The organism is Paenibacillus haidiansis, assembly GCF_036553665.1.
Classification (GTDB): domain Bacteria; phylum Bacillota; class Bacilli; order Paenibacillales; family Paenibacillaceae; genus Fontibacillus; species Fontibacillus haidiansis.
The window spans coordinates 1-18,627 of sequence record NZ_JAZHPZ010000026.1 but is presented as its reverse complement, the minus strand read 5'-3'; the positions used below and the strand labels follow the sequence as shown (position 1 = coordinate 18,627).

At 50.3% G+C, this 18,627-nt stretch carries 22 protein-coding genes; 21 read left to right on the top strand and 1 reads right to left on the bottom strand.

Going from position 1 to position 18,627, the window contains the following annotated elements:
• The first annotated feature begins 44 nt into the window (after positions 1-44).
• From terS to V3851_RS25995, 19 genes are all read left to right on the top strand, one after another.
• A complete protein-coding gene (gene terS, locus V3851_RS26085) occupies positions 45-758 on the top strand; it encodes a phage terminase small subunit (RefSeq protein ID WP_331849342.1) in 714 nt (237 codons plus the stop codon).
• Positions 751-2,070 carry a PBSX family phage terminase large subunit gene (locus tag V3851_RS26080; protein WP_331849341.1) on the top strand — a complete coding sequence of 440 codons (1,320 nt, stop codon included), beginning with the start codon at positions 751-753 and terminating at the stop codon, positions 2,068-2,070. The genes terS and V3851_RS26080 overlap by 8 nt, the downstream gene beginning before the upstream one ends.
• A 2-nt stretch (positions 2,071-2,072) precedes the next feature.
• Positions 2,073-3,740: a capsid protein gene (locus V3851_RS26075; RefSeq protein ID WP_331849340.1), complete on the top strand. Its 1,668-nt coding sequence runs from the start codon at positions 2,073-2,075 to the stop codon at positions 3,738-3,740.
• A 12-nt stretch (positions 3,741-3,752) separates the two neighbouring features.
• Positions 3,753-4,883, top strand: a complete 1,131-nt coding sequence (locus tag V3851_RS26070; RefSeq protein ID WP_331849339.1) for a phage minor capsid protein — start codon at positions 3,753-3,755, stop codon at positions 4,881-4,883.
• Positions 4,884-5,016: 133 nt separating this feature from the next.
• Positions 5,017-5,595, top strand: a complete 579-nt coding sequence (locus V3851_RS26065; RefSeq protein ID WP_331849338.1) for a phage scaffolding protein — start codon at positions 5,017-5,019, stop codon at positions 5,593-5,595.
• Positions 5,596-5,613: 18 nt separating this feature from the next.
• On the top strand, positions 5,614-6,576 hold the full coding sequence (locus V3851_RS26060; RefSeq protein ID WP_331849337.1) for a major capsid protein: 963 nt from the start codon (positions 5,614-5,616) through the stop codon (positions 6,574-6,576).
• Between the two features lie 32 nt (positions 6,577-6,608).
• Positions 6,609-6,920 (top strand): SAP domain-containing protein, encoded by a 312-nt coding sequence (locus V3851_RS26055; protein WP_331849336.1) that lies wholly within the window; start codon positions 6,609-6,611, stop codon positions 6,918-6,920.
• Positions 6,921-6,931: 11 nt separating this feature from the next.
• The gene (locus V3851_RS26050; protein ID WP_331849335.1) at positions 6,932-7,297 is read left to right on the top strand and encodes a head-tail connector protein; all 366 of its coding nucleotides are present in this window, start codon (positions 6,932-6,934) and stop codon (positions 7,295-7,297) included.
• The gene (locus tag V3851_RS26045) at positions 7,297-7,623 is read left to right on the top strand and encodes a hypothetical protein (protein WP_331849334.1); all 327 of its coding nucleotides are present in this window, start codon (positions 7,297-7,299) and stop codon (positions 7,621-7,623) included. The genes V3851_RS26050 and V3851_RS26045 overlap by 1 nt, the downstream gene beginning before the upstream one ends.
• Entirely contained in the window at positions 7,624-8,004 is a 381-nt protein-coding gene (locus V3851_RS26040) for a hypothetical protein (protein ID WP_331849333.1), read from the top strand. It begins immediately after the preceding gene.
• On the top strand, positions 8,001-8,390 hold the full coding sequence (locus V3851_RS26035) for a minor capsid protein (protein ID WP_331849332.1): 390 nt from the start codon (positions 8,001-8,003) through the stop codon (positions 8,388-8,390). Before V3851_RS26040 ends, V3851_RS26035 begins: the two co-directional genes overlap by 4 nt.
• A gap of 9 nt (positions 8,391-8,399) precedes the next feature.
• The gene (locus V3851_RS26030) at positions 8,400-8,852 is read left to right on the top strand and encodes a phage tail tube protein (RefSeq protein ID WP_331849331.1); all 453 of its coding nucleotides are present in this window, start codon (positions 8,400-8,402) and stop codon (positions 8,850-8,852) included.
• A 4-nt stretch (positions 8,853-8,856) separates the two neighbouring features.
• On the top strand, positions 8,857-9,174 hold the full coding sequence (locus V3851_RS26025; protein ID WP_331849330.1) for a hypothetical protein: 318 nt from the start codon (positions 8,857-8,859) through the stop codon (positions 9,172-9,174).
• A complete protein-coding gene (locus V3851_RS26020; RefSeq protein WP_331849329.1) occupies positions 9,125-9,517 on the top strand; it encodes a Gp15 family bacteriophage protein in 393 nt (130 codons plus the stop codon). Before V3851_RS26025 ends, V3851_RS26020 begins: the two co-directional genes overlap by 50 nt.
• Positions 9,507-12,059, top strand: a complete 2,553-nt coding sequence (locus V3851_RS26015; RefSeq protein WP_331849328.1) for a phage tail protein — start codon at positions 9,507-9,509, stop codon at positions 12,057-12,059. Before V3851_RS26020 ends, V3851_RS26015 begins: the two co-directional genes overlap by 11 nt.
• A gap of 11 nt (positions 12,060-12,070) precedes the next feature.
• Positions 12,071-12,430, top strand: coding sequence for a DUF6711 family protein (locus V3851_RS26010; RefSeq protein WP_331849327.1), 360 nt, complete (start codon positions 12,071-12,073; stop codon positions 12,428-12,430).
• Between the two features lie 4 nt (positions 12,431-12,434).
• Positions 12,435-14,348: a hypothetical protein gene (locus V3851_RS26005; RefSeq protein ID WP_331849326.1), complete on the top strand. Its 1,914-nt coding sequence runs from the start codon at positions 12,435-12,437 to the stop codon at positions 14,346-14,348.
• 68 nt (positions 14,349-14,416) lie between these two features.
• Positions 14,417-15,028, top strand: a complete 612-nt coding sequence (locus V3851_RS26000) for a stalk domain-containing protein (protein WP_331849325.1) — start codon at positions 14,417-14,419, stop codon at positions 15,026-15,028.
• A gap of 71 nt (positions 15,029-15,099) precedes the next feature.
• On the top strand, positions 15,100-15,300 hold the full coding sequence (locus V3851_RS25995) for a YqaE/Pmp3 family membrane protein (protein WP_331849324.1): 201 nt from the start codon (positions 15,100-15,102) through the stop codon (positions 15,298-15,300).
• Positions 15,301-15,544: 244 nt separating this feature from the next.
• On the opposite strand, the gene V3851_RS25990 is transcribed toward V3851_RS25995, so the two are convergent.
• Complete coding sequence (locus V3851_RS25990) at positions 15,545-15,901, bottom strand: hypothetical protein (RefSeq protein ID WP_331849323.1); 357 nt, start codon at positions 15,899-15,901, stop codon at positions 15,545-15,547.
• 96 nt (positions 15,902-15,997) lie between these two features.
• On the opposite strand from V3851_RS25990, the gene V3851_RS25985 reads away from it, so the two are divergent.
• Both V3851_RS25985 and V3851_RS25980 read left to right on the top strand, forming a co-directional pair.
• Positions 15,998-16,231 carry a hypothetical protein gene (locus V3851_RS25985; RefSeq protein ID WP_331849322.1) on the top strand — a complete coding sequence of 78 codons (234 nt, stop codon included), beginning with the start codon at positions 15,998-16,000 and terminating at the stop codon, positions 16,229-16,231.
• A complete protein-coding gene (locus V3851_RS25980) occupies positions 16,185-18,605 on the top strand; it encodes a metallophosphoesterase family protein (protein ID WP_331849321.1) in 2,421 nt (806 codons plus the stop codon). Before V3851_RS25985 ends, V3851_RS25980 begins: the two co-directional genes overlap by 47 nt.
• Positions 18,606-18,627: the final 22 nt, after the last annotated feature.

Below are 18,627 nucleotides of genomic sequence, written 5' to 3'. Positions count from 1 at the left end.
ATTTTCCAAAACAAACTCTACTTTGGAGGTGGTGAGCGTGAGAGATGCAAAAGAAAGCTGAGGCCGACTACCAGCGCGGCATGAAATATAAAGATATCGCCGAGAAATATGGTGTATCGATTAACACGGTAAAGAGCTGGAAGCAGCGATACGGCTGGCAGCGACAAAAGGGCGCACCCTCTGAAAAAGGTGTGCACACAAAAAAGCCGGGCGCACCACCGGGGAATAAGAATGCCGTCGGTAATAAAGGCGGCGCAGCTCCTAGAGGGAACAGTAACGCGGTCACACACGGCCTATTCCAGAAATACCTTCCTGCCGAGTCCCTGGAGATCATGGAGCAGTTGCAGGCCCGCTCCCCGCTAGACATCGTTTGGGACAACATCATGATCCAGTACACAGCAATTATCCGGGCGCAGCAGATCATGTACGTCAAGGATCGGGACGATTCCACGACGACCAAGGTGGAGGAGAAGTTCGGAAATGTCAGCGGAGAGCGCTGGGAAGTGCAGCAGGCTTGGGACAAGCAGGCGACTTTCCTACAAGCGCAAAGTCGGGCCATGGCTACATTGCAAAGCCTCATCCGGCAGTATGACGAGCTGCTGAAAACAGAGCTGGCTACTGAAGAGCAGAAGGCTCGTATCGAGGTATTGCGTTCGAAGGTTCCGAACAAGGACGGCATCGATCCGAATGCACAGATTACCGCGCTGGCGGACTTGATCAATAATCCGGCGCCGGCAAGGGTGATAAGCGATGATTGAGTATGCGCCCCTTACCGCCAAGCAGGCCGAGTATATTCGGCGTTCCACGGACTCCTGGCTTAACGTGGCCGAGGGAGGCAAGCGTGCCGGGAAAAACATTATCAACCTTATCGCCTACGCCATGTGCTTGGAGATCCACCCGGACAAGCTGCACCTAGTCGCTGGCGTTAGCCTGGCGGCGGCCAAAATGAACGCGATCGACTCAAACGGCTTCGGCTTACAGCATCTATTTGCAGGGCGCTGCCGGGAAGGAGAATACAAAAACCGGGATGCATTGTACATCCAGACCAAGACCGGCGAAAAGATCGTTATTATTGCCGGTGGCGGTAAGGCAAATGACGCGGCACGGATCAAGGGTAACTCTTACGGCACGGTTTACATTACCGAGGTCAATGAGTGCCATCAGTCATTCGTCCAGGAAGTGTTTGACCGGACACTGGCAAGTGCAAAGCGGCAGCTCTTCTTCGACCTGAACCCAAAGCCTCCGGCGCACTGGTTCTATCGGGACGTGCTGGACTATCAAGACGAGCTTAAGGCCCGCGGCGAGAATCAGGGATACAATTATGAGCATTTCACCCTATTCGATAACTTGTCTATTCCAGATGACCGGTTGAAAGCCGTGTTGCAAACTTACGACAGATCGAGCTTGTGGTATCAGGCTGATATCAAGGGCAAACGAACAGCGGCCACGGGGCGGATCTATACCGGGTACGTCAGTAAAGAGGTTATCGTCACGCGCGACCAGGTTAAAGGTCTTCGATTCCTGGAGTTCTCGATCGGCATAGACATTGGCGGCACGGATGCCACGGTCGCAACGCTGACAGGATTCACGTTGCAATATAAGGACGTCATCCTGCTTGATGGCTATTACCATAAGCAAGGCAAGGAGAGCGGCTATACGCATGATCGCTATGCCAAGGAGATCGTCGACAAGATCGAGGAGTGGGGTAAAACATACCCTGCTTTTTTTGCGTCCGCTTATATTTTTGCAGAATCAGCTGATAAGCTGTTTCGCCAGGCTCTCGCGAACGAGCTGCGGCGCCGTGGGATCAATATACCGGTGACGGCTGCCTACAAGAAAGAGGGCATTGTAGACCGGATCCGGCTAACGAACATCCTGATCAACCAAGGGCGATATAAGGTCATGCAGCATCTCAGGCCATGGATCGAAGCGCTGGAGAATGCGACATGGGACGAGGATGAGCGGCAAAAGGGTGAATGGGTCCGGACCGATGACGGCAGCTATCCTGTAGACTGCTTGGACAGCAGCGAATACTCTGTGCAGCCGTTCAAGCGCAGATTGGAGGTATAGGAATGGGGTGGTTTAAGAATATGGTCATGAAAGTGTTGCGTATCAATCCGGCACCGGAGAATCAGATCATCACGATTACCGAGCCGTTTAGCTACAGGACAAACGTGTTGCGGAACCGGCTATGGTATCGCGGCGATCCGTCCGAGCTGGAGCAATTTTATAAGCAGGCCACCACGGACAACGTCGGCAAATCCCGTTTTTGGGCAGCGGTACCGTCGGAGGGGCTTCGGATCAGGAAAATTCACTCCGGGTTACCGGCAATGATCGTGGACCGTCTGGCAGATATCGTTATTGCGGATCTGGACGGTGTAAAGCTGGAGAAAGAGTCGGATTCGGAAACCTGGGAGGAGATTTCCAAGGACAATGAACTCGATGAGCTCCTGGGCGATAGCATTGCGGAGGCGCTGGCCGTCGGGGATGGGGCGTTTAAGATCACCGTGGACCAAGAAGTAACCGAATATCCGATCATCGAATTCTATTCGGGCGATCAGGTGGATTATCGCCGAGAGCGCGGACGGTTAAAGGAGATTGTCTTTTACTCGGATTACCGGGTCAAGGATCGGGACTATCGGCTGGAGGAGACATTCGGCTACGGTTATGTTCGATGCCGGTTGTTGAATTCCGACGGTCGGGAGGTTCCGCTCGCAACGGTGCCGGAGACGGTAAAGCTGGTGCCGGAAATCACGTTCACCGGCGATTTTATGATGGCGCTGCCGCTCATGTTCTTCAAATCCAAGAAGTGGCCAGGGCGCGGTAAATCGATCTACGAGACCAAGGCGGACAGCTTTGACGCCTTGGACGAGGTTATCAGCCAATGGATCGATGCGATCCGTGCGGGCCGGGTTCAGAAGTACATCCCCGACGATCTGATTCCGAAGGATCCGAAAACTGGCGTACCGATGCGGCCGAATCCGTTTGATAACCAGTTTATCAAGCTAAATACGGTATTAGCCGAGGATTCAAAGGGTCAGATCGATACGGTGCAGCCGCAGATCATGTATCAGGCGTTTGTGGAGTCTTACGCTAACGCTTTGGATATGTGTCTGCAGGGCATCATGTCACCTGCCACGCTGGGCATCGATCTGAAAAAGACGGACAATGCAGAGGCGCAGCGCGAAAAGGAAAAGGCAACGCTGTACACTCGTGGCAAGATCATCGAGCGGTTGAACGAGGTCATCCCGGCTTTGGTCAGTACGGTGCTGAAAGTATACGACACGATGATGAGGCGGACGCCAAGTGAATACGAGGTAAGCGTGAGCTTCGGAGAGTACGCCAGCCCGAGCTTTGACAGTGTGGTTGAGACGGTCGGCAAGGCTCGTACCTACGGCATCATGTCTGTCGAGGTGGCCGTCGATGAATTGTACGGCGATACCTGGACCGACGAGGATAAGGCCGCTGAGGTGCTGCGTCTGAAAGCGGAGCAGGGGCTTCTTGAAGCAGAGCCGCCTGCAGTCAATCAAGACGCCGATCCGAATGCAGACCCGGAGGCGGTTGAGGGCGCCCGTTCTACCGGACTGAACGGGGCGCAGGTAGCCAGCCTGTTGACGGTAGTTAGATCGGTAAAGGCCGGAGAGATTTCAAGCTCTGCTGCCATTGCACTGATCACTTCGTCGTTCGGCATGTCTGATACGCAGGCACGCAGTATCCTGGAAAGCAATGATGCCATTTAGGAGTGATGCCGTTTGAAGCCTTATGACATTGCTCAGATATTCGAGCAGATGGAGCTTGACCTAATCACGTCGATGAAGCGAAATTTAACCCGCCATGAAGCGGAGGAGGAACGAGAAGGTTTTGAGTGGGAACAATGGCAGAAGCGTAAGCTCCTGGCTCTCAGCCGTTACCGACGTGAGAACCGAAAGCTACTGCAGGATTACGGCAAGGTAATCGATTCTGAGACTGGAGAGCTGATCATGAAGTCGTATTTTTCCGGCGCCCGCGGTGTCGATAGTTTGATCGATCGGCTGCTCCGTAGGGCACAAAACTGGCTGATCTCCGGGCGCGTGACAAAGCCGATTACGGATGTGAGCGACGACAGTTTTTTCCGGATTAACGAACGCCGGATCAATGCCTTGATTAATGCGATCCAGAACGATCTGCGAAATGGCCGCGATGCCATGCTTCGGCAAGCTGACGACGTTTATCGGCAAACTGTTTTGAAGTCGGAAATCTATCTGAACACTGGGGCCGTATCGCTCAACCAGGCGATTGACATGGCTACCCGGGATTTCCTGGACAAAGGTTTCAACTGTATTGAATATAAAGACGGTCGCCGGATGAATATCGCATCCTATGCGGAGATGGCCCTACGGACATCGTCCCAACGAGCTGTGTTTTACGGCGAGGGGGCGCGCCGGGCTGAGTGGGGAATCCACACCGTCGTGATCAGTTCCCATAATAATTGCTCCGACCTATGCCTGCCTTGGCAGGGGCGCGTCTATATTGATGACGTATACAGTGGCGGTAAAGCCGGGGACGGTCCGTATCCACTGCTAAGCACGGCTATGTCAAATGGGCTTTTCCATCAAAATTGCCGGCATAATAAGAGTACGTACTTTCCGGGCGTCAGCTCGCTGCCCGGCCAGGTCAACGAGGAGAAGGCCGAGGAGCTTTATCAAGCCGAGCAAAAACAGCGATATATGGAGCGATCGATCCGGCAGTACAAGCGCAGGGAAGCCGGCAGCATCGATCCGGCGAACGAAGCCGCTGCAGCCGCAAAGGTTTCAGAATGGCAGGCCCGGCTCCGCGAGCACATGGAAGCCAACCCGCAACTGCGGCGTGATCGAAGCCGCGAGCAAATCAAGATACCGGTTTAAGGCACTCTCTTGCGAGGGTGCTTTTATTTTGCCCTGTCATAAGGCGCAAAACTGGGCGTGCTCTGGCCGGAGCATAACGGCCCGCTCCCTTAGCTGGAGAGCAGCTATAAAAATCAATGGAGGCTGATGATAAATGGATTGGTTGAAAGAGCTTTTGAAAAAGTTGGGCGTGGCCGAGACCGAGGTCGAAAAGATCGATGCCGAGGTTCGTAAGGAGCTGCCAATGCACTTTGTACCGAAATCGCAGTACAACGAGGCGGCCGAAGCCCGGAAAAAGGCCGAGAAAGACGCCGCTGACCGGGATAAGCAGATCGAGGAACTGGGTAAAACAGCCGGATTGTCAGAAGACCTGAAGCGCCAAATTGAGACCCTGCAGAATGAAAACAAGACAGCCAAGGAAAAGTACGAGTCCGAGCTGAAGGATCTCACGTTAACCAGTGCGATCAAGTCGGCACTGAATGGCAAGGTCCATGACGAGGCGCTTGTCGCCGGCCTTTTAGACAAAGGCAAGCTGGTGATCGACGGGGACAAGGTCGTCGGCCTGGACGAGCAGCTGAAGACGCTGCAGGAGTCCAAAGCGTTCCTCTTCAAAACCGAGGATGGTCAGCAACAGCAGCAACCAGGATTCCGCGTCGGAGGAGGCGGTGGGGGCAATGCAGGCGGCGGGCAGCTTTCCCTTGATGAAGCGATTGCCGCACACTTTCAAAAATAAGATTGGAGATGATTAACTATGGCAGTAACACTGGCCGAAGCTAAGAAAAATGTACAAGACGCCTTACAAATGGGCGTAATCGATGAGTTTCAGAAGAATAATTTTCTTTTGGCAAACCTGACTTTTGATGATGCGGTATCGCCTACAGGCGGCGGTGCTACTCTTACCTACGGCTATACCCGTCTGATTACACAACCTACGGCACAGTTCCGGGCGATCAATACGGAATATAGTCCGCAGGAAGTAACAAAACAGCGCTATAACGTGGATCTGAAAGTCTTCGGTGGAGCGTTTGAACTGGACCGGATCATTGCCGGTATGGGCGGCATCGTATCTGAGACTACACTGCAGATGACGCAGAAGATTAAAGCAGCGCAGGCACTGTTCAATGATACGGTAATTAACGGTGATTCTGCAGTGAGTGCTGAAGCATTCGATGGTTTGGAGAAAGCTCTGACTGGTTCCACCACTGAGTATAATCCGAGCACCGTAATTGATCTTTCCGACTCGGCTGCTGTGGATACGAATTATAAGGCGTTTTTGGACCAACTGGACGAGTTCCTGATGGGGCTCGATGGACGTCCATCTGCGATTATGGGGAACTTGAAGCTGATTGCAAGAATTCGCGCAGCAGCTCGCCGGTCCGGTGCCTATACTTCTACACTCAATGGCTTTGGTGAGCAGGTGGAAGCCTATAATGGGATCCCTCTGGTTGACCTTGGGGCAAAGGCTGGTACAAATGATCCGGTTGTGCCAATAGGTACAGGTGAAGATGCTGGGCTAACCTCTTTGTACGCTGTCCGATTTGGTCTGGATGGCTTCCACGGGGTTTCAATGGCCGGTCATCCTCCTGTGAAGTCCTGGTTGCCTGATTTCAATACGGCCGGTGCTGTGAAAAAGGGCGAGGTCGAAATGGTTGCAGCTGTTGCTCTTAAGGCGACCAAAGCGGCCGGAGTTATGAGGAAAATTAAAGTTTCTTAATAAACAATCTGGCTAAGATTGGAGGGAAATATATGGCTAAAGTAATTGCGCCGAATAAACAATATTCTGGGATTTCTGCAGGAGTACCGTTTGCAAACGGTGTAGGGGAGACGGACAATCCTAACCTACTTAAATGGTTTGAGTCTAAAGGCTATGAGGTTGGCCGACCAGAGCCTGAGCAGGATAATATTCCAATTGAAAAAATGACTGTTCCTCAGCTCAAGGAGTATGCTGCGTTAAAAAAAATTGACCTCGGCGAAGCGAGTAAGAAAGAGGATATCTTGAAGACTATTCAAGACTTCCAGAACCAAGCTGTAGGTGAACCGAAAGTCGTAGAAGAATAGGCGGTGATCACATGGCCTACGCAACCGCAGAAGACTATGAGCGGTACGGTGACGGCTCGATCCCAGCGGACGAGCTCGACAAGGCGCTAGAACGGGCTAGTGACCAGATTGACCAGCTAACATATAACCGGATCGTGGCGAGGGGGTTAAATAACCTCTCGCCTTTTCAGCGTTCCAACGTGATTAAAGCCGTTTGTCAGCAGGCGGATTTTTCCTTTCAGTATGGAGACTACTTGTCCTTTCCGCTTGCCGGCTACACTGCCGGCAGTGTTTCACTGTCGTTTAAGGCGGTCGAAGGTGCAGGTGGGATCCAGACAACCGAAGGAGTAACGGGTTTACTGCGGGCCACGGGGCTCTCCGATCGGAGGTTATGCTGATGCGTGGTAAGCTTCCGTTTCCTAAATGGATCCTGAACACCCCGGTCAAAGTCTACCAAACCGAAATCAATGAGGACGGTGAGCCTGTCGAGGAGTTAATCTTTGACGGGCTTTGTTGCTATGACGAAAAGTCACGACAGGTCATGGATGCGGAGCGCCGGTTGGTACAGCTCTCGGGCAGAGTAATCGTCGAGGGCGACATCCTTCCCGATAAGCTCATCCAGGGGTATGTGAAGTTCGGGAAAATTAAACGATCCATTTTTCGTTCGGCGCGGCCGCACAATCCGGACGGAAGCATATTCAGTACCGAACTGGAGCTGAGCTAAATGGTTAAGGCGAAAGTGACAATGAACCGCCCCAAGCTCAAGAACTTGTCCGAAACCCAAATTAAGGCTGTTGTCCTAACTGCCGAGGCTGTAAAGACCGAGGTTATGACGGCTGCCGTCGTACCAAAACAGTCCGGAGAGCTCGAGCGAAGCGGCCACGTCGACGACACACTGGCCCGCAAAGGTCGGGTTAAGCTCGTCTATGATACGCCATATGCCCGGCGTCTTTATTGGCATCCGGAATATGATTTCCGCCAAGACAAGAACGCGAACGCCCGCGGGCGATGGTTGGACGACTGGATCACCGGGAGCAAGAAGGAATTTGCAAAGAGGACCTTCCAAGAGCTGTACCGCCGGCTGAATAGGGGGACGATCCAATGATGACGCTAGCTGAAATTCGTGACTGGCTTAAAACGCAGGTCAGTTGCCCGCAATGGTATATAGGCAAGATCGACGGTAGTAAGGAGCAATGTATCGGCGTTTACGGCCTGGCGGCTAGTGCGCCGAACATTGCGATCGGTGGCTTGGAGAACACGAGTTATGCCAGCAAAACCGTCTCAATACTGATCCATTGGGGCAAAAACGCAGCTACGGCAGAGCTAAAGGCTCAGGAGGTTTATGCGGCCTTGTTTGGCCAATCTGCTGAGATTGGCGGGAAGCGGGTCATCCTTTTCCAAATGCGAACCGCTGACCCGGTTAGCGTCGAAACGGACGATGAAGGATTTTACGAATACGTGATCGAGACGACGATCTATTACGAAAGGTAGGGGATAGGAATGGCAGAAGGTGTATTTCCTGTACACAACAATATTTTTAAGATCGGTATTAGTGGCCGGTCTTCAGCAGCGTCGGACATGGTTACGGTCAAGGACTTGGAGACCTTCAGCCCGTCAATTGACGGGAATACCGAAGAATGGACACCGATGGATCAGGCTGGATGGGTACGCCGGGCAGTAACCGGCAAGGGATTAACGTTCAGCTTCTCCGGTAAACGGCATTACGGCGACCCCGGTAATGACTATATCGCCGGTCTACTGATCGGTACCGGGCAAGATGTCGAAACAAAGTTCGAATGGACGATGCCAAGCGGTGCCAAACTGACCATGGATTGTGTGATCAACTTAACGCAGCCAGCCGGTGGCGACTCGACGAACATCGACGGATTGGAATTCGAACTTTTAAGCGATGGTAAGCCGACATACACGGCTGCTACGACGGGAGGGGAATAAATCAATGTCAAAGCTTATCAATATTACGGAACTGCTTAGCAGCGAGAAGCCATGTATTCAAATTGGGGAGAAATCCTACCCAGTTAATGACGGCGTAGATGCCGTTATTGCTTTCGAAGAGGCAGCCAGTCAAGGAGCGCGCGGTATGATTACAGCATTAGAAGCGGCGCTCGGTAAGAACGCATACAAGGAAATTGGTGTAGGTACTTTTAGCTTGTCAAATCTAAGAGTGCTTGCGACAGCGGTCCTTGCTGCTCAAGCAGGGCTTTCCTATGAGGAAGCAGAGGCCCGATTTCAACGGTCAGCAGACGCAACCGAATAACTGGTACGATCTCCGCGAGGACTGGCCCTTAATCGAGGCCAGTCTAGCGAAGCAGTACGGCATTCGAATCCGGCAACAGGCAGACATGCCTTGGAGCGAATTTTGTACTCTGGTCGCAGGGCTGATGCCAGACACGCCTCTCGGTAGTATCGTAGCAATCCGAAGCGAGCAGGATCCGAAGGTCCGTAAGAATTTCAATGCGGATCAGAAGCGAATTTACAACGAATGGCGTCTCCGCCGGGCCGAGCGGAAACTGGCCGATCCGGCCAAGCTCGAACAGGAAATGAAGAGCCTAGAGGCTGCTCTGGCCCGGATGTTTGGAGGTGGTGGAAATGTCCAATAGCGTCGGCCAGATTGACCTTGACCTCGGCCTGAATTACGGGGCCTTTAATCAACAACTTAATGGGATTGCTGGAAAGGCATCGGGAATGGTGGGCGGAGCTTTTAAGAAGCTCGGCGGTATCATCGCCGGTGCCTTTGCTGTAGGTGTGGTGGTCAACTTTAGTAAAGAAGCCATTAACCTTGCATCCGATCTCCAGGAAGTCCAGAACGTCGTCGACGTCACATTTGGCAGCATGTCTGCCGAGGTCAACGCTTGGTCGCAAAACCTGATTGAGTCATTCGGGCTTTCTGAGCTGTCCGCGAAGCGGTACTCTTCCACTATGGGGGCAATGCTGAAAAGCTCCGGGTTGACCGGGGAAGCGATGAAGAACATGTCGCTGAATCTGACGCAGCTCGCGGCAGACATGTCGTCGTTTTATAACCTGGCGGGTGATGAAGCCTTTTACAAAGTGTTCTCCGGACTGACCGGGGAGATTGAGCCTCTGAAGCAGCTCGGCATTAACATGTCGGTCGCCAATATGGAGGCTTTTGCCTTGTCACAGGGCATCACAAAGTCCTGGATGAGCATGACTCAGGCGGAACAGACATTGCTCAGGTACAATTACCTGTTAAGCGTTACAAAAGACGCGCAGGGCGACTTTGCGCGAACATCAGATAGCTGGGCGAACCAAACCCGGATCCTAACGGAGCAATGGAAGATATTCCAGGGCACAATGGGAGCCGGATTTATTAATATCCTGACGCCGATCGTCAAGGGGTTGAATCTGATTGTTCGCAAGCTGCAGATCGCAGCGGAGTATTTCAAGGCATTTACGGAGCTGATCTTCGGTAATGCGAATGAAGTTTCCAATGCGACCGGGGCGGCCGCTGCTGCGACGTCTCAAACATCTGATGCAATGGGCGATATGGGCGCAGCTACACAGGACGCAGGCAAGAAGGTAAAGAAAGCCGGCAAGGATGTGAAAGGTAGCCTCGCGGGATTCGACCAGCTCAACACGCTTTCCCAGGCTACGGCAGCAGCGATGAGCGACACGGCCGACGCGGCGGGCTCAGGCCTTGGCAATGTCGGTGTCGGTGCCGTTGATCTTGGATCGCTTACCACGGGAGAACTTGACTTGGGGCTCGACACCGGGAAGCTGGATTCCTTTAAACAGTCTCTTGCCGGAATAAAGGATATTGCAAGCGGTGTATGGCAGACTTTGAAAGAAACATTCGGCCCATCGATCCAAACCGCGCTTAACGAGTTGATGCCGGTTCTTGCAGGTTGGAAGGAACAGTTTAGATCCATGTTCTCCGACATCCAGACACTCGGAGCGCCGCTTGCTAACTGGGTTATGACCGGGCTTGTCCCACTCTGGCAGCAAGGCATCGAACTGGCCGGGCATGTCCTGGCCGGTCTTGGAGATAGCGTGCTCATGGTTGTCGAAAGCATCTGGGACGCAGCCTTCCCGATACTGGAGAAGTTTGTAACAGAGGGCTTGCCGCGATTGACGGAGTTTCTGATGGGGGCTCAAGACATTTTCCGGAGCTTGTTCGATTTAATCAAACAAGTTTTTGACGATATCTGGCAGGATGCCGTAGACCCGGCCATGCAGCTCATCTCTCACATAATCCAGGATACACTGGACATTATTTTCGGTTGGTGGGATGAATGGGGTGGCAAAATCGTTGATGGAGTTAAAAAGGCTCTCGATGGTATTAAAGATCTTTGGTCAAGCTTGTGGGACGGCTTTCTGGAGCCATTCGTCAGCAACATGCTTGAAATGCTCACGTGGTTATGGGACGAGCATTTAAAAGGGCTGGTCGATGAGATTGGAGTCTTTATTGGAAAGCTAATCGACGGAGCGCTTGAAATTTACAACAAATTTATCTTACCTCTCATAAGCTACTTGGTTGATAAACTGGGGCCGACATTCTCGAACATCTTTTCACTGATCGGTGATGTCATCGGTACGGCTTTAGCCGTGATAGTAGATGTAGCCAAAGGTATCATCAAGGCTTTAGGCGGCATCATTGATTTTATTGTCGGTGTCTTTACTGGGGACTGGGAAAAGGCGTGGGAGGGTATCAAAACCGTGTTTTCCGGGATTTTTGACGCCGTTGTTGGTATCTTCAAGGGGGCAATTAATCTGATCATTGATGCCTTAAACTTCATGATTCGGCAGCTCAATAAAGTGAAGATCGATATCCCGGATTGGGTGCAGGATTTAACCGGAGCCGGCGAAACGTTTGGCTTCAACATTCCGACAATCCCGAAACTAGCAAAAGGTGGCCTGGCCTACGGCCCAACGCTGGCTATGGTCGGCGATAACCGAGGAGCCGCGGCGGATCCGGAAGTCATTTCGCCGTTGTCCAAGCTACAAGAAATGCTTGGCGGGAGCAATCAGGCCGTCGTCGAAGTGCTCATGCTCATTCTGGATGCAATCCGGAATCAGGACAATCGGGCCGTGCTTCAGATCGGCGAAACTGAATTTGGCAAAGCAGCCATCAAGGCCATTAACAGCGCACAGCGCCAGGCCGGGCGAACATTATTAAACGTGTAGGTGGTGGTTAAATGCAATTGAAAATTAACGGGCAGGAGATCGCCGCCTACCCGTCTCAATTTACCGTTACGACATTAGATCTGGACGACAGCGAATCGTCCGTCCGGACGGCGGACGGGACGCTCAACAGGGATCGGATCGCCGTGAAAAGGCAAATTGAAATGTCCTGGGGTGTTCTCAAGTGGTCGCAAATCTCCGGCATATTACAAGCTATGGATTCGGTCTTTTTTGATTTGACCTATCCGGATCCCATGGCTGGTAATTTTGTGACCAAGACTTTTTATGTGGGGAATCGTCCGGCGCCGTTCGCCGTTGCCCAAGACTCGGAAATAATGTGGTCAGGTCTCAAAGTGACCCTGACGGAGAAGTGATGCCATGTATCCAATATCAGCGCTTTACAGCGATTATTTAAAACGACATGACCGCGAGTTTTTGATCAAGGCGATTGTCAACGGAGTTGAATATACGAATGCTCAAATCGTGGATTTCAGCATTGAGAACAGCCTGACGCTCTCGGACGGCTTCGAGATTGGGACGGCCATTCCCTCAAAGCTCATAATCAAGCTAAGATTGAAAAGTGAAATACCATCCAATGCAAAAATTATCCCTTATCTGGCCCTCTCCACGGAGGGCCTTACTTGGGATCAAGCCGCCTACCCTTGGCAGGAGATGAACGTCCCGTGGGATGGCGGAAGCACGGAATGGCTGCCGCTCGGGGAGTTCTTCGTGGACTCTCGGGAGAAGGTCAATAACATTTGGACTTTCGTCTGTTATGACAAGCTGGTCACCGCGGACGTGGCTTATATCTCTCAGCTCTCCTACCCGGCGACCATGCAGGCCGTATGGGACGAAATATGTAGCCGTCTCGGCTTTACGTATGACAGCAGTGTCGCCATCAACCCGGGCTACACGATTCAAGCAGGCCCAGCCGGGTACACCTGCCGGCAGGTGCTCGGGTATATCGCCGGGGCTAACGGGGCGTCGGTGTTCGTCAGCAAAGCCGGGGTCGTTAAGTTTAAACGTTTCGTAGCGGCGGCCCCGGCCGTATTTGATCTGACCACATCGGATTATATCCGCGCCAAGCAGACCAACCCGATTAAGGTATATAGCCGCGTCGTCGTCACTTATAACACTGAGGACCAGCTCACTTATGAGGCCGGCAACGGAGACGATAATCATACACTTAACGTTGAGAATCCGTTTATGAGTCAGGCTATGGTAAACAACCTGCAGGCGCAGCTTAATGGATTCTCGTACCTGCCACTGTCCATGGATGCCCGGGGCTTTCCGCACCTAGAGCACGGCGATGTCATAGGTTTTGCGCAGCGAGAGGGAGGCAGCTGGCTTGAGACGATCACGACCTGGGAGGAGACAACAATCCCCTGGGATGGAATCGTAGCGTACCAGTCGATTCTGCTGCATCAGGTGCTCAGTTTTAAGGGGGGCCTAAAACTGACACTCGAAGCTCCGAGCATATCCGATCAGCAAAGCGAATTCGCGCTGGAAGGCAGCCTGTCGCAGCAGGTGAACCGGCTCAATCAGAACGCTGTCAGGTATGGAAAGCCTTATTACGGTATAACCCACAGCCGAACCGAGGGGTTTGTGGTCGAGCGGGAGGATCATTTAAGTCGGCTGCAGCTCAACTCCGACGTGATGGATTGGAAGGTCGATGGCGAATCAGTTTTATATCTGGACGCACAGGCTAGGACGCTTAAATTTGGGGGCACGCTTGAAGCTGTAGACGGCATATTTACCGGGACCCTCCAAGGCGTGGACGGCGTATTCACGGGCGACCTCCAAGCGGTAGGCGGAACATTCACGGGGACTTTGCAAGGGGTAGACGGGACGTTTACTGGAACGTTACAGGCTGGCACGGTTCGTAGTAGTGATATTTATAGCTCATACATCGAGAGCGCGGAAATTGAAGGCGGGACAATTACGGGGTCTTTAATCAGAACTAATTACACGGGAAGTAGAATCGAACTCGATGAGGATGGGTTTGTCTCCTATGATTCTTCTAACAGAAGGAGAGTGATTCTTGGAATTAACGCTGAAGCCGGAATGAGTGGTTTTCAGTTTAACGGGCCAAGTGGTTCGTATGAAGGACAAATTTATTCCGTTTCCAACGCACTTCACATTATTGCTGATGATGAATTATTCCTTCATGGGTTTGGCAGTGTTTTGATTCAAGGCGATACAGAATTTGATGACAATGTTGGCATTGGCAAGTATTCAGACATTGAGCGGGAAATAGACGACCTTTGGAATGCAATTATTGCTTTGACCTAAAAAGTGCTACCTTAAATTGCGAAAAACGTATTATAATCAATACGATCGCATATAAGGAGGTAAAATTTATGAAAAAGTTTGCGTATGTTTTTGGCGGAATAATCATCGGGATGGCTATCTCTTTACCATTCGGTCAAACATTTGCCGATCAAATAGCATCATTGGTTGGTAAAACTATTACAGCGGAGTACACAGTAAAAGTTAATGGTGAGGCCTTAGAGGATAAGGCGGTTGTTACAGATAATAAGACTTATGCTCCGGTGCGTGCATACGCCGAAAAAATGGGGGCGACAATTACGGTGGATACCAAACAAAAGGTAGTCGATGTACTAACTCAGGAAGTGCCAGAAGCAATGTCAGAAACTCCTATTACACAAGAAGCCGCAGAAACGACTAAAATTGAAGATGAAATAACCTTGACCGATGAAAATTTAACGATCAACCCATACTTAGAAATGGATGCTGAAAAGCTTGAAACCAAACGTTGGATACTTGAAGATAAAATTATTGCTCCAAGTAAAACGGCTTTAGAAGAAGCTCAGAAAAAGTTAGCTTCCCCTGATGCTCACGCAAATATTGAAGAACTTGAAAAGAAAGTTGATTACGAGAAGGAGCGCATAGCGAAGTATGAAGGAGAATTGAAACTTGTACAAGAAGCAATCCAAGCGTTAGAGAATTAACGGGGCTTACACTTCCTAATATATGGTATCATTGAGTTGATAATCGAAATAAGAAGCAGGGAGTGTGTTACATGCTTTATTTCCTTTGTTTTCTTCCTCCAATTGCAGTGTTGTTTTGTAAAAAGCCGGGTTCATTCATATTAAACATTATTCTCACAATAATTGGATATTTTCCGGGAGTAATTCACGCTATTTTGATTGTGAATAGTTACAAGGCAGACAAAAGAAATAAAGAACTAATAAAGGCAATCGAAAGAGGAAGGTTTCAATAAAATAATTTTTATCAAGGTCCCGTCATTAGGCGGGGCTTTTTATTATGCCTAGAAAGGGTGAGGGATGAATGGAGAAAAGCATTAACGCAGGAAGCATAACAGCGAGTGTTGTTTCTGAGGGAATCTCATTTGAAGAGTTCCTACGAAAGATTGTTAGGGAAGAGTTAGCCGCTCACGAGGAACGGCTAAAGAGTGAACCGGTGATAATTGCTTTAAGCGAAGAGAAGAAACTTGCACTTAGCAATTATTTAAAGCTAAGTCCGACGATCTGATCGGTAAAGAGTGCCATCTGCTCGATAATATGTCCTGGACTAGATTGTCCAAACGGGGTAATTTTTGCATTCTTCAAAAATATTACTGGAGGACTCGCGTCATCGATCCGTGAGAATGCGGTAGACAGCATGGTAAGACCTACATCGTCTCTGCTATCAGTATCATAAATTTCAGCTTCGATATGGCCAAAGTTGGTTATAATTAACACACTAAACTTTGATTTAATATCAAATTCTTTAATTGCACCATTACTAAGCCGCAGCACATGATCCAATTCATGAACCGACAGTCTCTTTAGCTCGTTGATTTCTATCGAAAATTCATCCATTTTAAAACCTCCCTTCTATCGATAGTAGGCCTGCCATCCTAACTTTCGACAGCATGGGAGGTTTTTCCTTTATTTTTACGAAAGAAGGTGCCGACCTTGGCTAAAATGCAAACCTACATCGCCGCAGACCTTGACCCATCACGGCCGATCCCGGAGGCGTGCGCGGTGATTGAGGCCCTTATCGCCCACAACCGGATACACGAGGAAGCGATCCTGCAAGGCGTTAAGGAGGCGGTAGAAAAACGCCTGCAAAAACTGGAGGAGTTGAAAGGAGCTGATACGAATGGCGAATCGGTACGGGGGAATAACCGGAAGCAAGAAAATAAGTGAGGACTGGCAAAACATCAATACGGCGTTTGATAATGTGCAAGCAGACGTCGACGCTAAGGCTGCAACGGTCAACGCGCACATTGCCAATCAGGCCATGCACGTTACGCAGGCCGATCACGATAAGCTTAACGGCATTGAGGCCGGCGCTGAGATCAACCAAAACGCGTTCGGCCGGGTCAACGGGATGGACGCCGAATCGCCAACCGACGAGTTTACGATCGTCGGGGACGTCGGGATCGATGTCACGCAGAACCCGAATGACAAGTCCATCCACCTGACTGTTACAGGGGAGTCCGCACCTGGACCGCACGCCGCGACGCACCTCACCGGCGGCAGTGATCCCATCCCTTATGCCACTCCGACCACAAGCGGCTTAATGCCGCCGGAGAGCTTCCAGGCGATCGAGGATAATGTGGATGCGATCGCCGACGTTACTGCGCAGTTGGCGGATTTGGAGCAAGAGATAGACCAACAAATCACCTCCGCAATATCTGATTTACAGAATGAAATTGATGACGCAAACACTCAGATATCCGCCAACACATCGGCTATAGCATTAACACAGCGCTATAAACTTACTCAGGACGACGGTACAGCACACCCTACTAACGGATCAACAGCGACATCAGGTGGAACCTACACTGGAGATATTTTGGAATTACCTCCTGGGTACCACAACTTTAATGTTACAGGTGGTCAGACAGCTAACTTGCCGCCGGCTGTTGGGGATGGACAGACTGTCAATGTTCAAATTCACGTAAGGCCAGGCGTTTTCGGGCGAAAAACGATCGACTTTATATTTGGATACGACAACCGGCAGTTTCGCGGGGTAGTACATGGCGCAGACGGCAGCAATTTTAGAGGTTGGGTCGAGGTAGGAGGAACAACAGGAACAATAACGAATGACGACATCGTTGTACAGCTCCAATCAGATATGGCATTGAGACTAACCAAAACGGAAGCCCAAACTAATTATCAGACGATCCTTACTCAAAATGACGGAAAAGGCAGACGGATATCGTCGTTGAATCCTGTACCAACATCGTTCTTGCAACTAAATAAGGTAGGATTTTGGTATCTTACAACAGCTGAAAACAACGCAATGACTGATGCGAGCACATTACCGCCCCGATTGCAAAATAGAGGTATTTGGGTTATTATCCCGGCTTATGATCATTCGTCGGGGTTTGTACAGATTATCATGGTTAGCAGTGCTGCAAACCCTTGTATCGCGTGGCGAAACATCTTCACTGATGGAACATACGGGCAATTCACCGAAATTGCCGATGCAACTCAGTTGCGCAAACTATTGGTTGCACCTGATCACTTCAGCAACTCCTTCTTATCGTTTTCCGAGGGAGTTAAAGAATTGCAAACACCGGACACTCTGACGTTTGGTTATATCACAGATACGCACTATGCCACATATGCAACTAATCGTCTCACTCAAAAACAAGCATCTTTACAGCACTTAAAAAACATCAGTGATCTGCAAAAATATATATCGTTTGATTTTAAAGTGCATGGTGGAGATATCGTTGACGGCGACCAAGCAAAAGCAGGAAATGCCGCAGATATCACGAACGCTATGCGCTTATTTTTTGACGATAGTTGCCCGTCTTTTGTCTGCAAAGGTAACCACGACGATGGAAGCTGGTATGCAAGCGAGCACGGCAACTTATTGTCGGATGTTATTAATCCTAACGAGATGTATGCGCGTATTGTAAAACCGACAGAAAAATATGACATAGAGCAAGATGGTAGCAATCGATCACTAGGGTATTATTACTATGATATTGCAAGACATAAAGCGAGGGTGATCATTCTTAATTCATCAGATAATCCGTATATCGCCAATCCAGATGGTACGAACAAATATGTATCTCAAAACAAGTCAGCATTCCGTCAGGATCAAATAAGTTGGTTTGCAAACGAGGCATTAGCGACTCCCGCGGGATGGAGGGTTATTATTTTTATGCACCATCCGATCAACGGTATTTTTGGGAGCGTTGATCAAATTAACGGCGAGGCCATCAAGGGGCTAATCGAGGCTTATAAAAATGGTTCGAGTTATCAAGGTAGCGGAACAATTACGGATTACGTGTACAATATCAACAAAACATTTTCCACTCCTGGTGATGTGATCGCAGTCATAAGCGGTCATATACACTATGACGCATCGATAACAATTAACGGTGTTTTGTATGTAAGTTGCTTATGTTCGGCAGCATTTAAAGACAACGATCAAAGCCCTACGCGAACGGTAAATACATTGTCCGAAGAAGCTCTCGACGTGTTCGTAGTTGACTTTAACAGCAGAACGTTATACGATAAGCGATTTGGAGCGGGTAGTGATCGTCAATTCTCCTTTTAGCTATGAGCAATAGGACGATACT